Source organism: Nostocoides sp. (assembly GCF_037045025.1).
Taxonomy (GTDB): domain Bacteria; phylum Actinomycetota; class Actinomycetes; order Actinomycetales; family Dermatophilaceae; genus Nostocoides_A.
The window spans coordinates 58,973-71,774 of the sequence record NZ_JBAOHM010000011.1 but is presented as its reverse complement, the minus strand read 5'-3'; the positions used below and the strand labels follow the sequence as shown (position 1 = coordinate 71,774).

The following is a 12,802-nucleotide window of genomic DNA, read 5'->3' as shown; positions in this document are numbered from 1 at the left end:
GTGCACAAGACCGTGCTGATGGCCGTCGAGCGTGGGATGCTGCCCAACCTGATCTTCGACAACCAGGCGCTGGCCAGCCACCGCGTGATGGCCGCGATCCTGGGTGGCATTTTGCGCCTGCCGCCACTCCAGCAGGCGATGGCCAGCCAACAGATGCGCAGCCGCTATCTGGTCAAACTGCTCGAATGGGGCGAGCAGCGCTTCGTGGAAAACTAGGCTCGATTGGCGATCGGAAGTCTCACGCAAAGACGCCACGACGCAAAGGTGGTTTCTCTGTTGCGTGAGGCGCAATCACGACAGCTTCACGCGGCTTCATACCCCGCAACCTTAAGACATCACCCCGCTATTGCGCCGGTGCGGGCGGCACGATCATCTCGTCGCCCGTAATCAACACTCCCCACGGCCGGCGCAAGTGCCAGTTGACGGCCCAGAGCAGCGTCTGGCTGATCTCGAAGTCGGCGGCGATGCTGTACCATGATTCACCAGGTTGCACGATGTAGATGACGATAGACGACCGCGGCCAATCGGGTTGCGGCAGCACAGGAATCTGCAGCACCTCATTCGTGAGCAGCCATTCGTTGTCGCGAATAGCTTGTGGGTTGGCAGCCTGCAGGTCGGCGATGGCGACACCGGTGCGACCAGAGACGATGGTCCAGCTTTCATTGGGCAGCACCTTGTAGGGGTAAATGTCAGCCCCGGCATTCGCTGCCGCGCCAGCTTCAGCCGCAGCCGCTGGCGTCGATGAGGGCGGCGTTGCCGCTGTTACTGCACTGGCTGGTGTCGCCACATTTGTCGCGATCGGCTGAGCAGCCGGGGTTGCCGTTTCCGCAACGCTGCCTCCCGGGACGTCGGTTGGCGTGGTCGCAGCGCCCGGCCCGTCAGTTGTCGCTGGCGCAAGCGTGGCAGCAGCAACCGGTGCAGCCGGCGGTGTGGTTGGCGTTGGTTCCGGGCTTTCCGGTCTGGCGCCGGCAGTTTGTGCCGGCGCAGGTGTGGAAGTCGCGCCGGGCGCAGCCGCTGTTGCTGCGATTGCAGGTGCTGCCGGTGTGGCAGACACCACGGCTGTTGCGGATGCTTCAGTTGTCGGTTCAGTGGCTGGTGTGGCCCCGGCCAGAGACTCCATCAATCTCTGCACCAGGGTGAAGACCAGGACGTTTTTCGTGATCCAGCCCAAGTCGGGCATGGCGGCAGTCGGCGCTGCGCCAGCCGTTGCGGCAGATGTGGCAGCAGCTTTTGGCGTCGGGGTAGCAGCGATCGTCCCCAAGATTTCCGGCTTCGCCGCGCCTGCTTCCGGCGTGGCGCCCGCCGCAGCGGCTGCGTCTTGGGCAGCAACAGTCTCAGTGATCGCACCGGTGGCTTCCGGCTTTGCCGCGCCTGCTTCGGGCGTAGGCCCGGGTTCAGCAGTTGCGCCCGGTGCAGCAGCGGCTTCGGTGATCGCGCCGGTGGCTTCCGGCTTCGCCGCACCCGCTTCGGGCGTAGCGCCGGCGGCAACGGTTGCGCCTGGCGCAATGGTGGTTTCGGTGATCTCGCCGGTGGCTCCCGGTTTTGCTGTGCCTGCTTCAGGTGTTTTACCTGGCATGACAACGGTTTCGGTGATCGCGCCGGTGGCTCCCGGCTGCGCCGCGCCTGCTTCGGCAGTTGCGCCTGGCGCGACAGCGGTTTCGGTGATCGCGCCGGTGGCTCCCGGCTGCGCCGCGCCTGCTTCGGGTGTTGCACCCGGTGCAGCGGCGGTTTCGGTGACTGCTCCAGTAGCTCCCGGTTCCCCTGGGCCTGCTTCGGGTGTTGCACCCGCGGCAACGGTTGCGCTCGGTTCGGCGGCAGTCGCGGTGATCGCGCCGGTGGCTCCCGGCTTCGCCGCGCCTGCTTCGGCAGTTGCACCTGGCGCGACAGTGGTTTCGGTGATCGCACCGGTGGCTCCTGGCTTCGCCGTGACTGCTTCGGGTGTTGCACCTGGTGCGGCGGCGGTTTCGGTGATTGCACCGGTGGCTTCCGGTTTCGTCGCACCTGCCTCGGGTGTAGCGCCTGGCTCGCGGCGGCAGTCGCGGTGATCGCGCCGGTGGCTCCCGGCTTCGCCTGCGCCTGCTTCGGGCAGTGGCACCAGTTCGGCGGTTGCACCCGGTGCGGCAGCGGTTTCGGTGATCGCGCCGGTGGCTCCCGGCTTCGCCGCGCCTGCTTCGGGTGTTGCGCCCGCTCAGCGGTTGCGCCCGGTGCGGCAGCGGTTTCGGTGATCGCACCGGTGGCTTCCGGCTTCGCCGCGCCTGCTTCGCGTGCAGTTGCGCCTGGCGCGACAGCGGTTTCGGTGATCGCGCCGGTGGCTCCCGGCTTCGCCGCGCCTGCTTCGGGTGTTGCGCCTCGCGTGCGCGAGCGGCGGTTTCGGTGATCGCTCCGGTGGCTTCCGGTTCCGCCTGCGCCTGCTTCGGGTGTTGCACCTGCGGCAGCGGTTGCGCTCGGTTCGGCGGCAGTCTCGGTGATCGCGCCGGTGGCTCCCGGCTTCGCCGCGCCTGCTTTCGGGTGTTGCGCCTGGCGCGAGCAGTGGTTTCGGTGATCGCACCGGTGGCTCCCGGCTTCGCCGCGCCTGCTTCGGGTGTTGCGCCTGGCGGCGGCGGTTTCGGTGATCGCAGCGGTGGCTTCCGGCTTCGCCACGGCTTCGGTGTGGCGCCGGTCGGCTGCACGGCTTCGGTGACGCGCCGGTGGCTCCGGCTTCGCCGCGCCTGCTTCGGCGTGTTGCGCCTGGCGCGACAGTGGTTTCGGTGATCGCGCCGGTGGCTCCCGGCTTCGCCGCGCCTGCTTCCGGGTGTTGCGCCCGGTGCAGCGGCGGTTTCGGTGATTGCACCGGTGGCTTCCGGTTCGCCGCGCCTGCTTCGGGTGGCACCGGCAGCGGTTGCGCCGGTCGGCGGCAGTCGCGGTGATTGCACCGGTGGCTTCCGGCTTCGCCGCGCCTGCTTCCGGTGTGGCCCCGGCATCGGCGGTTGCGCCCGGTGCAGCGGCAGTCGCAGTGACCGCGCCGGTGGCTCCTGGCTGCGCCGCGCCTGCTTCGGCAGTTGCACCCGGTGCGGCAGCGGTTTCGGTGACCGCGCCGGTGGCTCCCGGCTTCGCCGCGCCTGCTTCCGGCAGTTGCAGCTCGGCTGCAGCGGTTGCGCCTGGCGCGGCAACAGTCTCGGTGACTGCACCGGTGGCTTCCGGCTTCGCCGCGACTGCTTCGGGTGTTGCGCCTGGTGCAGCGGCAGTCGCGGTGATCGCGCCGGTGGCTCCTGGCTTCGCCGCGCCTGCTTCGGCAGTTGCACCCGGTGCGGCAGCGGTTTCGGCGATCGCGCCGGTGGCTCCCGGCTTCGCTGCGCCTGCTTCGGGTGTTGCGCCTGGTGCAGCAGCGGTTTCGGTGATTGCGCCGGTGGCTTCCGGCCTCGCCGCGCCTGCTTCGGCATGTTGCGCCTGGTGCGGTGGCAGTCGCGGTGATTGCACCGGTGGCTTCCGGTTCGCGTCGCTGCCTGGTGCGCGTTGCGCTGGTGCGGCAGCGGTCTCGGTGATTGCGCCGGTGGCTTCCGGCTGCCGCGCCTGCTTCGGCAGTTGCTGTCCGGTGCGATGCAGCAGTGGTTTCGGTGATCGCGCCGGTGGCTCCCGGCTTCGCCACGCCTGCTTCCGGCGTGGCCCTGGGTTCGGCAGTTGCACCCGGTGCAGCAGCGGTTTCGGTGACTGCACCGGTGGCTTCCGGCTTCGCCGCGCCTGCTTCCGGTGTTGCGCCAGCTTCAGCGGTTGCGCCTGGTGCGGCGGCAGTCTCGGTGATCGCACCGGTGGCTTCCGGCTTCGCCGCGCCTGCTTCGGCGTGTTGCGCCTGGTGCGGTCAGCAGTCGCGGTGATCGCACCGGTGGCTTCCGGCTTCGCCGCGCCTGCTTCCGGTGTTGGCGCCAGTTGCGCCCGGTCCGGCAGCGGTTTCGGTGATTGCACCGGTGGCTCCCGGCTTCGCCGCGCCTGCTTCGGGTGTTGCGCCTGGCTGCAGCAGCGGTTTCGGTGATCGCACCGGTGGCTCCGGCTTCGCCGCGCCTGCGGGTGTTGCGGCTAGGTTGCGCCTGGCGCAGCGGCGGTTTCGGTGGATTGCGCCGCGCTTGCTTCCGGTGTGGCGCCTGCCGCCGCGGTTGCGCCTGGCGCGGCAACAGTCTCGGTGACTGCACTGGTTGCTTCCGGCTTCGCCGTAACTGCTTCTGGCGTGGCACCGGCTGTGGCGGCTGCGTCCGGTGCGGCAGAGGTTACGGTGATCGCACCGTTGGCTGCTGGTGGCGGCGCATCCGCTTCGGGTGCAACTCCCGCTGTGGCGATGCTTGGCGCGGCCATCGTCGCACTGACCGTGCTGGTGGCTGCCGGTGACGCAACGCCGGCTGGCGTCACCGGCGCAGCGGGTGGGTTGGTGCCCCAGCCGTTCAGCCCGGCATAAGCGACGGCGCCCAGGATCGCCAGCCCCACCAGTGGCCCCAGATTTTCCTTCAGCCACGTGCTGTTGCTTGGCGTGTTCAGTGGATCGCCGGCTGGATTCGTGGACACAAGCTGCTCCTGTTATCAGATGGCCGGTTGGAATTGCGCTGCAGATGTAGTGTAGACAGCTTTGCGAATTCGTCAAACTTGGCTGAACCAACTGTGCCAGACCGGGGCTCCGGTTGGCTCTTTTCGCGGGCGGACTGCGCATGGTTTTGCTGTCTTTTGGCAACGGTCAACGTACAGGGTACACTGGCAAATCGGTTCCAGATTGCTTGCCATTTGAACAGAGAGGGTCAACTGATGCACACGCCAATCACGCTCGTCGTCAACGACACCGTGCATTCCGTTACGGTCGATCCCGCGCGCACCTTGCTCAGCGTCCTGCGCGACGAACTGGGTCTCACCGGGGCGAAGTATGGCTGCGGCGACGGCAAGTGCGGGGCCTGCACCGTACACGTCGACGGCAAGCCGGTCCAGGCGTGCAGCATCACCGTGGGCGCAGCCGCGGGCAATCGCATCACCACGATTGAAGGGTTGGCGCAGCACGGCCGGCTGCACGCGTTGCAGGCCGCCTTTCTGGATGTCGGCGCGCTGCAGTGCGGCTATTGCACGCCCGGCATGATCATGGCGGCGGTCGCGTTGCTGGCGGAAAACCCCAGCCCGACGGATGGCGCGATCATCCATGCGCTGCAGGACAATCTCTGCCGCTGCGGCGCCCATCCGCGCATCCTGGCGGCGGTGCGCACGGCCGCCAGGTGGCTGGTTGAAGGCAACATACCCGACATCGCCCTGGCGCCGGAAGTTGTATCAGCCCCGTGGGAAGCGGTGGAAACCTTCGAAGAGGGCCTGCTCGTCGCCTATCCCGACCCTGATGTCACCGCGGCGGAATTTGGTGACGATGCCCCAGCGCCCGATCAGCGCCCGTTGACCCAGATCGGACCGCTGGTGCACATTGCCGAAGATGGCGCCGTGCGCGTCTATGTGGGCAAGGCCGAGGTCGGCCAGAACATGCGCGCCCAGGTTGCACAGTTGGTGGCGGAAGAGTTGCGCGATCGCGCCCGAACAGGTCACCGTGGTTGCCGGCGACACGGGCCGCGTGCCCTACGATGTCGGCACCTTCGGCAGCCGCTCGACGCCTGTCACCGGCCCGCAGGTCCTGCGCGCGGGCGCGGCGATGCGTGATCTGCTGTTGGACCTGGCCGCCGCTGCCTGGCACGTGGACCGCCATGCGCTGCGTGTGGAGAATGGCGCGGTCGTGCATCCGGCGACGAACCGCGCGGCAACCTACGGCGATCTTGCCCGCGACCGCCGCATCGTGCGCATCGTCGACCCGGAGCAGCCGGTCACGCCGCCGGCGGACTGGACGATCGCTGGCCAGCCGATGCGCAAAGCCAACGGCCAGGCGTTTGTCACCGGGCAGCATCGTTTCGTAGCCGATATAGCGCTGCCGGGCATGCTGGTGGGCAAGGTGCTGCGACCGCCGGCCTTCCGCGCCACGTTGCAGGAATTGGACGCCAGCGCCGCCGCCGCAATGGCCGATGTCACGGTTGTCCAGCGACGGTGATTTCGTCGGCGTGGTGGCGCCGGACGAACTGACCGCCACGCGTGCCGTCGCGGCCATCCGTGCGCGCTGGCAGACAGAACTGCAGGTGTCGCAGCCGGAGCTTTTCGACTACCTCAAGGCAAGCGCGCTGGAACGGGAGAGCCGGCGCACGCCCGACACGCCTGCCGACGGCTGGATCGGGCCCTATTTCTCCGCCGCAGGTGACGCCGGCGCGGCGCTCGCAGTCGCAGCCCAGACTGCAGAGGAACGCTACACAGTTGACTACATTGCCCACGTCCCGCTGGAACCGCGGGCCGCGCTGGCGCAGTGGGGCGACGACCGGTCTCACGGTGTGGACAGGGACCCAGCGCCCCTTTGGCGTGCGCGACCAGTTGGTGACCGCGTTTGGGCTTGACAAGTCGCAAGTGCGCGTGATCGCGCCGGAGACCGGCGCCGGCTATGGCGGCAAACACGCCGGCGATGCGGCCATCGAAGCGGCGCGGCTGGCGAAGGCGGTAGGGCAGCCGGTCAGGGTTGTCTGGACGCGCGCGGAGGAATTCACCTGGGCCTACTTCCGGCCCGCCGGCCTGATCGAGATTGCCAGCGGCGTCGATGCGCAGGGGCAGTTGACCGCGCTGGAGATGGTCAACTACAACTCGGGCGCGGCCGGCATCGAGCCGCTTTACGCCATTCCCAACCGGCGCATCACCTATTTGCCCGCCGACCCGCCGTTGCGCCAGGGCGCGTATCGCGCGCTGGCCGCCACCGCCAACAACTTTGCCCGCGAGTCGCATATCGACGGCTGGGCGCACCGGCTGGGTGAAGACCCGCTTGCGTTCCGTCTGCGCCATATCACGGACCCGCGGCTGCGCGCCGTCTTGGAAGCGGCGGCCGCTGCCGTTTGGCTGGGGCGCACGTACACCGGCCGCAACACCACGGCTTTGGCATCGCTGTGCGGCTCCGACAAAGGCTCCTATGTGGCGGCGTGTGCGGAGGTCTGCGTCGATGCCAGCGACCGGCGCCGTGCAGGTGCTGCATGTGGTGGAAGCGTTCGAGTGCGGCGCGCTCATCAACCCGGACAACGTGCGCGCCCAGGTGGAAGGCGCCGTCATCCAGGGGCTGGGCGGCGCGCTCTTCGAACGCGTGCGCTTTGCCAATGGCCGCATCCTCAACCCGGACTTTGCGGGCTATCGTGTCCCGCGCTTCGCCGACATCCCGCGTGATCGAGGTGGTGCTGCTCGACCGCAAGGATATTCCGTCGGTGGGTGCAGGCGAGACGCCCATCATTGCAGTCGCGCCTGCCATCGGCAATGCCATCTTCCACGCGACAGGGCCGGCGGCTGTGTACGATGCCGCTCGCGCCGGATGGTCTGGTGCGTGGCGAACGATAGACAAATTCAAGGAGAAGAATCATGACAGAGCACGATGCACGCGGCGCCGGAACACGCGCTGACCCCTGGTGCTTGAAGACGCCCAGCGGCTCTTCAGAGTACCAGATGTATCGGGACGAGACGGCCAATCCTCCGGCGTTGGTCTGTGTGGTGGGCAAGACGGAACTGCGCTATCACCTGCGTTGTATCGAGGATCTGCACGCGATGCTCGCAGCGCACGGCGACTGGATGTTGCTGGGCAGCGCCGACGAGCAGAAACCGGCAGCAGAAGGCACGGTGGAAGCATGGGGCCGCTCGCCCGACAATCCCGTCGGCGGCTGGTATGGCCTGAAAAAGGGGCTGCGCGGCCGCTTTGGGATGTATCTGCCGCCGCTGCTGGAGGCGCTTGGTCTGGCCGAAGTCGAGCACAATGCGCGCAACAATCGCATGCGGGCGCTGTAGACGCCAAATTTTGCGTCAACGCGGTCACGCGGCGTTCCTGTGCCGTGATATGACCCCGGTCATGGCGCAAAGTGCCGCCAGCCACTAGCTCACGCGCCCCCATCCTGTTACGCTCATCACAGAGTGAGTCCAAACAGGATGGAGGCGCAACGATGCTGGCAATCTTCAGCAGACAACCAAAGCATAAACCGCAAACCAGCCCGGCGTGGGGCCAGCCGGTGTACGCAATGGCGAGCAGCACGAACGGTGTCGCCAAGCCAGCGCCACTGATCCAGATCGACCACCTGGTCAAAGAGTATGACACCGGCGCGGGGCCGCTGCGCGTGCTGCACGAAGCTGCACTCACGGTTTGGCCGGGTGAGTTCGTGGCCGTGGTCGGCGCCAGCGGGTCGGGCAAGTCGACGTTGATCAACATGATCACCGGCATCGACCGACCCACGGGCGGCGACGGTCAGCGTGGCAGGCAACCGGCTCAACGATCTCGACGAGAATCAGATGGCGCGCTGGCGCGGGCGGCACGTGGGCGTGATCTTCCAGTTCTTCCAACTGCTGCCGGCGCTGACCGATCCTCGAAAACGTGATCCTGCCCATGGATTTCTGCCACATGTGGCCGGCGCACGAACGCACCGCGCGCGCGCATGCATCTGCTTGAACAGGTCGAAATGGCCGATCAGGCGCACAAGCTGCCCGGCGCGGTGAGCGGCGGGCAGAAGCAGCGCGCCGCCATCGCCCGTGCGCTGGCCAACGACCCGCCGCTGCTGGTGGGCGACGAACCGACCGGCAACCTCGACAGCAAGACCGCCGACCGCATCTTCAGCCTCTTCGCAGATCTGGTGGGCGCAGGGCAAGACGCTGGTGATGGTCACCCACGACCGGGAGATCGCACAGCGGGCGCCGCGGGTGATCCAGGTGATCGACGGGCGGACGGTAGAACAAATAGCGTTCCATTCCAACTTTGGTGACCCATGAACGCACTGCGAACGGTTTACAAGAAAAGTCTGCGCGAGTTGTGGCGCAACCGTGGGCGCACGGTGATGGTTGCGCTGAGTGTGGCGATTGGCGTGCTCGGCGTCGGGCTGATCGTGACGACCTACGACGTGCTCGTCACCGACCTCTACCGGCGCTATGATGCGATCAACCCGGCCGAGGTCGAGGTGATCATCGTGGGCGGCGTACAGCAGGAGGATCTGCAAGGGGCTGGCGGCCCTGCCCGGCGTGGACGCGGTGCAGGGGCCGCGCCACCTACCTGGCGCGCTATCGAGATGGCGCCGGCGACTGGCAGAGCATCGAGTTCATCGCGTTTCCTGTGACCGCGGCGCAGACTGTCAACCTGGTGCAGCTTGAAGCGGGCGAGTGGCCGGATCGCCGCCGGGAGACCGCGGTCGAGCGCGCGTCGCTCGACGCCGCTGGGGCTGGCCGTGGGCGACATGCTTCACGTGGAGGCCGACGGGCGCGAGTTCGACCTGCCCATCGTCGGGCAAGTGCATCAGCAGGACAGCCTCAATGTCAACGTGCGTGGGCTGGCTGTGGCCGTCGTCGACCTGGACACGATGCTTCTGCTGCGCGGGCACGACCGCATCGACACGCTCTACCTGACGGTGGACGAACAAGGCAAACAAACCGGGTTTCTTCAAGAAACCCGGTTTGTGGCTGACGCGGCGCGTGACCGGCTGGAGCGCGCCGGCTACACCGTAAGCCGCGTCACGGTCAAAGATCCGACCGGTCCATCCGCTGCAAGAGACGATCGACGTGCTGCTGCTGATCATGGGCGCGCTGGGCGTGCTGGCGTTGGTGTTGAGCGGCGCGCTGGTCACCAACACCATGAGTGCGCTGGTGGCGCAGCAGATCGACCAGATCGGCATGATGAAGGCCATCGGCGCCGACGCGCGGCTGATCCGGCGCATCTACAACCAGACGGTGCTGGCCTACGGGCTGCTGGGCCTGGCCGTCGGTGCGCCGTTGGCCAGCCGGCTGGGCTATCGGCTGGCAGGCCTTCCTGGCGGCGAATCTCAACTTCGACCTCTACCCGCCGCGGCGCTTCCTGGCTGGCGCTGGGCGTGATGCTCGTCGTCGGGCTGGCCGTGCCCTTTCTGGCGGCGGCGTGGCCGCTGCGCCGGGGCGCGGCCATCACCGTGCGCGCGGCCATCGCCGACTACGGCCTGGCCGACCAGAGCAACGTCCTGGTGCGGTGGCTGGGCCGCATCCACGGGCTGGCGCGGGTATGGGCGCTGGCGCTGCGCAACAGCGTGCGCAACCCGTCACGGCTGGCGCTTGACGCTGCTCACTCTCAGCCTGGGTGGCGGCATCTTCATGGCGGTGCTCACTACCAATCGCTCGCTGCAACGTCAGCCTCGACCAGATGGTGGAAGTGCAGAGCAGCATGGATGTGCTCCTCGTCCTGGGGTGGGAGGAGCGCACCAGCGCGGTGCTGCCCATCGTGGCGGCGCATCCAGCCGTGGCACTGGCCGAACCCTGGCACTTCGAGGAGACGGTGATGGGCGCGCCTCGGTGGCCAGGAGGTGAAAGTGACCGTCATTGCCGGGCCGGCGGATACGCAGTTGTACACGCCGGAGCTCGTCACGGGGCGCTGGTACACGCCCGGCGCCGGCAAAGAGATCGTCCTCAACCAGCAACTGGGCCAGGACCGCCGGCGTGGAACTGGGCGATACGGTCACGCTGCGCCTCGACGGCGAAGCGATCGCGTGGACGGTGGTCGGCTTCAACCAGGACAAGCGCGCCGAAGAGACGGGCGTCTACGTTGATCTGGGCGACCTCGACCGCGCTCTGCATCGTTTCGACCACACGCAGAGCCTGCAAGTGCGCTTTGTGAACCAGGAGCCGGCGCAGCAGCTCGCCCAGACCCAGGCGCTGGTCGCCTACCTGGATGCACGCGGCGTCGACGTCTTCTCGACGCTGGCGATCGCCACGATCAAGGAGCGCATCTTCGAGTTGTTTGGCGTGCTCGTCACCTTTCTGCTGGCAATGGCAATCCTGATCGCACTGGTGGGCGGGCTTGGGCTGATGGGGATGATGAGCATCAACGTGCTGGAGCGCAGCAAGGAGATCGGCGTAATGCGCGCCATCGGGCGCGGACACGCGCGCCATTCTCCAGAATCTTCTGGGGTGAGAGCATGGTGGTGACGCTTGTGAGCTTTGTGCTGGCAGTGGCGGCCAGTTTCCCGCTGGCGCGGCTTCTGACGACGCTGATCGGCCGGTCGTTCCTGGACCGTCCGCTGGATTTTGCCTATGCGACCAACGGCATCGGCTACTGGCTGGTCATCGTGCTGCTCATCGGGACGCTGGCGAGCATTCTGCCCGGCGCGCAACGCGGCGAGGCTGAGCGTGCGGGAGAGTTTGAGCTATGAATGAGTTTGAGGTCTGGCGTTCAGTACATTGCTGTCCAGCCACCGCCAAAGCCGAGCGATGAACAGCCCGCGTAGACTCTTGTGCAACAAGCAGCGGCGAATGCAGTGGCCACCGTCACCCGACCGCATGACCGCAGTGACTACACCTCGAGCCCCGTCAGCGCGACACTCTTGATGACGACGGATCCGTTGTCACACAGCATGTCATCAGGAGGCAAGCGCAATGACCACCCAAACAAAACCCAAGACAACCCGCAGACGCTGGATCATCCTGCTGATCGCTGCGCTGCTGGCGACGGCTGCCTGGTTCCTGATCGACCAATCTGTCCTGCGCGGCATTGTCCGCGTCGATGATGGCGCCACAACAGCAGAAGTCGCCGCAGCCGCGCCGGAGTCAGCCAGCCAGCCCAGCGTCACCGCCGACGGCTACCTGGCGCCAACCCACTACGCCCTGCTCGAGCTTTGCCGCGTCCAACACCGTGGCGACGATCCACGTGCAAGAGGGCGACTGGGCGGCGGCCGGCGCGCGTTGATCACCCTCGAAAATCGCGCACAGCAGGCGGCGCTGGCGCAAGCCACAGCGAATCTCGGCCAGGCGCAGGCGCACCTGGCAACCGTGCGGGCCGGCGCCCGCCCCGAGGAGATCGCCCAGGCTGAGGCCGCCGCCGAGGTCGCCACCATGAACCTCTACCGCTTGGCGGATGGCGCCACGCTGGAGCAGGTGGCCAGCGCCGATCGCGCCATCGCGGCGGCGCAGGCGAGCCTGGCACGGGTGCAGGCCGGCGCGGCGCCCGCAGGAACTCACCGCCGCGGAGGCGACGCTGCGCCAGGCCGAAGCCGCGCGGCGCAACGCTCAGTCGGCGTATGATCAGGTGGCGTGGGCCAACGACATTGGCGCCCGGCCCGAGTCGCTGCGGCTGGAGCAGGCGACTTTTGAGTACGAACGGGCAAAAGCGCAGTATGACAACGTGGCCAGCGGCGCCACGCCGGAAGACATTCAAGTTGCCAGGGCGCAGGTTGCGCAGGCGCAGGCAGCCAGGGACGAGGTGATCGCTGACGCACATCCGGCCGACGTGGCGCGGGCGCAGGCGAATGTGCGTTCCGCGACTGCGGCACTAGACCTGCTCAAGGCAGGGGCGCGCCCCGAAGAGATCGCTGTGGCAACCGCGCAGGTGCAGGCCGCTCAGGCGGCGGTCGCGCAGGCGCAGGCTGCGCTGGACGCGACGATCCTCACAGCGCCCTTCGCCGGGGAAGTCAGCAGCATCGCGGTCGCTGTCGGCGAGTTTGTGGCGCCCGGCGCGCCGGTAGTGAAGTTGGGCGATACACGGCAGTGGGCCGTGGAGACCGACACGCTGAGCGAACTGGAGGTCGTCAACCTGCACGAGGGCGAGGCCGTCATGGTGACCTTCGATGCCTTGCCCGGTGCGAACTTCCGCGGTACAGTAGAGCACATCCAGCCAGCAAGCGATTTCAAGCGCGGCGACGTCACTTTCACGGCGACGATTGCGCTGGATGTCACAGGCGAGAGCGCCGCAGCCGCTGGCCTGCGCTGGGGCATGTCCGCCGCAGTGAGTAAGCAGCAATAGACCGCGGATGAC

17 protein-coding genes and 2 pseudogenes are annotated in these 12,802 nt (G+C 67.6%); 16 read left to right on the top strand and 3 right to left on the bottom strand.

The window, feature by feature from the left end; translation table 11 throughout:
* Window positions 1–216 carry a hypothetical protein gene (locus V9G19_RS11295; protein WP_462286264.1) on the top strand — a complete coding sequence of 72 codons (216 nt, stop codon included), beginning with the start codon at window positions 1–3 and terminating at the stop codon, window positions 214–216.
* Between the two features lie 127 nt (window positions 217–343).
* Here V9G19_RS11295 and V9G19_RS11290 read toward each other — a convergent pair whose 3' ends face one another.
* The gene (locus tag V9G19_RS11290) at window positions 344–2,095 is read right to left on the bottom strand and encodes a LysM peptidoglycan-binding domain-containing protein (RefSeq protein WP_462285536.1); all 1,752 of its coding nucleotides are present in this window, start codon (window positions 2,093–2,095) and stop codon (window positions 344–346) included.
* 1,955 nt (window positions 2,096–4,050) lie between these two features.
* Window positions 4,051–4,530 (bottom strand): hypothetical protein, encoded by a 480-nt coding sequence (locus V9G19_RS11285; protein ID WP_462285535.1) that lies wholly within the window; start codon window positions 4,528–4,530, stop codon window positions 4,051–4,053.
* Between the two features lie 234 nt (window positions 4,531–4,764).
* Between V9G19_RS11285 and V9G19_RS11280 the strand changes: the two genes are divergently transcribed.
* From V9G19_RS11280 to V9G19_RS11235, 10 genes and pseudogenes are all read left to right on the top strand, one after another.
* On the top strand, window positions 4,765–5,646 hold the full coding sequence (locus V9G19_RS11280) for a (2Fe-2S)-binding protein (RefSeq protein ID WP_462285534.1): 882 nt from the start codon (window positions 4,765–4,767) through the stop codon (window positions 5,644–5,646).
* A complete protein-coding gene (locus V9G19_RS11275) occupies window positions 5,537–6,028 on the top strand; it encodes a molybdopterin cofactor-binding domain-containing protein (RefSeq protein WP_462285533.1) in 492 nt (163 codons plus the stop codon). The genes V9G19_RS11280 and V9G19_RS11275 overlap by 110 nt, the downstream gene beginning before the upstream one ends.
* Window positions 6,012–6,422, top strand: coding sequence for a hypothetical protein (locus tag V9G19_RS11270; RefSeq protein ID WP_462285532.1), 411 nt, complete (start codon window positions 6,012–6,014; stop codon window positions 6,420–6,422). The genes V9G19_RS11275 and V9G19_RS11270 overlap by 17 nt, the downstream gene beginning before the upstream one ends.
* Window positions 6,358–6,795 (top strand): annotated as a pseudogene (locus V9G19_RS11265) (molybdopterin cofactor-binding domain-containing protein); the annotation flags it as partial. The gene V9G19_RS11270 and the pseudogene V9G19_RS11265, both read left to right, overlap by 65 nt.
* A 187-nt stretch (window positions 6,796–6,982) precedes the next feature.
* Window positions 6,983–7,165: pseudogene (locus tag V9G19_RS11260) on the top strand (molybdopterin cofactor-binding domain-containing protein); the annotation flags it as partial.
* A 61-nt stretch (window positions 7,166–7,226) separates the two neighbouring features.
* Window positions 7,227–7,460: a hypothetical protein gene (locus V9G19_RS11255; protein ID WP_462286263.1), complete on the top strand. Its 234-nt coding sequence runs from the start codon at window positions 7,227–7,229 to the stop codon at window positions 7,458–7,460.
* Window positions 7,420–7,839 carry a DUF6855 family protein gene (locus V9G19_RS11250; RefSeq protein ID WP_462285531.1) on the top strand — a complete coding sequence of 140 codons (420 nt, stop codon included), beginning with the start codon at window positions 7,420–7,422 and terminating at the stop codon, window positions 7,837–7,839. The genes V9G19_RS11255 and V9G19_RS11250 overlap by 41 nt, the downstream gene beginning before the upstream one ends.
* Before the next feature lie 152 nt (window positions 7,840–7,991).
* Window positions 7,992–8,420, top strand: coding sequence for an ATP-binding cassette domain-containing protein (locus tag V9G19_RS11245; protein ID WP_462285530.1), 429 nt, complete (start codon window positions 7,992–7,994; stop codon window positions 8,418–8,420).
* Window positions 8,421–8,477: 57 nt separating this feature from the next.
* The gene (locus V9G19_RS11240) at window positions 8,478–8,801 is read left to right on the top strand and encodes an ATP-binding cassette domain-containing protein (RefSeq protein ID WP_462285529.1); all 324 of its coding nucleotides are present in this window, start codon (window positions 8,478–8,480) and stop codon (window positions 8,799–8,801) included.
* A 3-nt stretch (window positions 8,802–8,804) separates the two neighbouring features.
* Window positions 8,805–9,149 (top strand): hypothetical protein, encoded by a 345-nt coding sequence (locus V9G19_RS11235; protein WP_462285528.1) that lies wholly within the window; start codon window positions 8,805–8,807, stop codon window positions 9,147–9,149.
* 15 nt (window positions 9,150–9,164) lie between these two features.
* Here the strand turns inward: V9G19_RS11235 and V9G19_RS11230 are convergent, their stop codons facing one another.
* Entirely contained in the window at window positions 9,165–9,605 is a 441-nt protein-coding gene (locus tag V9G19_RS11230; RefSeq protein ID WP_462285527.1) for a hypothetical protein, read from the bottom strand.
* On the opposite strand from V9G19_RS11230, the gene V9G19_RS11225 reads away from it, so the two are divergent.
* The 5 genes from V9G19_RS11225 (at window position 9,589) to V9G19_RS11205 (ending at window position 12,790) form a co-directional block, all read left to right on the top strand.
* A complete protein-coding gene (locus tag V9G19_RS11225; RefSeq protein WP_462285526.1) occupies window positions 9,589–9,900 on the top strand; it encodes an FtsX-like permease family protein in 312 nt (103 codons plus the stop codon). The genes V9G19_RS11230 and V9G19_RS11225 overlap by 17 nt on opposite strands.
* Window positions 9,901–10,491: 591 nt before the next feature.
* Window positions 10,492–10,980 carry an ABC transporter permease gene (locus V9G19_RS11220; RefSeq protein ID WP_462285525.1) on the top strand — a complete coding sequence of 163 codons (489 nt, stop codon included), beginning with the start codon at window positions 10,492–10,494 and terminating at the stop codon, window positions 10,978–10,980.
* Window positions 10,971–11,204, top strand: coding sequence for a hypothetical protein (locus tag V9G19_RS11215; RefSeq protein ID WP_462285524.1), 234 nt, complete (start codon window positions 10,971–10,973; stop codon window positions 11,202–11,204). The genes V9G19_RS11220 and V9G19_RS11215 overlap by 10 nt, the downstream gene beginning before the upstream one ends.
* Before the next feature lie 223 nt (window positions 11,205–11,427).
* Complete coding sequence (locus V9G19_RS11210; RefSeq protein ID WP_462285523.1) at window positions 11,428–12,072, top strand: hypothetical protein; 645 nt, start codon at window positions 11,428–11,430, stop codon at window positions 12,070–12,072.
* 4 nt (window positions 12,073–12,076) lie between these two features.
* Window positions 12,077–12,790, top strand: coding sequence for an HlyD family secretion protein (locus tag V9G19_RS11205; protein WP_462285522.1), 714 nt, complete (start codon window positions 12,077–12,079; stop codon window positions 12,788–12,790).
* The last annotated feature ends 12 nt before the right edge of the window (window positions 12,791–12,802 follow it).

What these genes read in the sequence shown, in the direction of transcription:
- V9G19_RS11215 (WP_462285524.1), top strand. Translation starts at nt 10,971, where the DNA reads ATGGTGGTGACGCTTGTGAGCTTTGTGCTGGCAGTGGCGGCCAGTTTC.
- V9G19_RS11245 (WP_462285530.1), top strand. Translation starts at nt 7,992, where the DNA reads ATGCTGGCAATCTTCAGCAGACAACCAAAGCATAAACCGCAAACCAGC.
- V9G19_RS11250 (WP_462285531.1), top strand. Translation starts at nt 7,420, where the DNA reads ATGACAGAGCACGATGCACGCGGCGCCGGAACACGCGCTGACCCCTGG.
- V9G19_RS11230 (WP_462285527.1), bottom strand. Translation starts at nt 9,605, where the DNA reads ATGATCAGCAGCAGCACGTCGATCGTCTCTTGCAGCGGATGGACCGGT.
- V9G19_RS11280 (WP_462285534.1), top strand. Translation starts at nt 4,765, where the DNA reads ATGCACACGCCAATCACGCTCGTCGTCAACGACACCGTGCATTCCGTT.
- V9G19_RS11235 (WP_462285528.1), top strand. Translation starts at nt 8,805, where the DNA reads ATGAACGCACTGCGAACGGTTTACAAGAAAAGTCTGCGCGAGTTGTGG.
- V9G19_RS11240 (WP_462285529.1), top strand. Translation starts at nt 8,478, where the DNA reads ATGCATCTGCTTGAACAGGTCGAAATGGCCGATCAGGCGCACAAGCTG.
- V9G19_RS11210 (WP_462285523.1), top strand. Translation starts at nt 11,428, where the DNA reads ATGACCACCCAAACAAAACCCAAGACAACCCGCAGACGCTGGATCATC.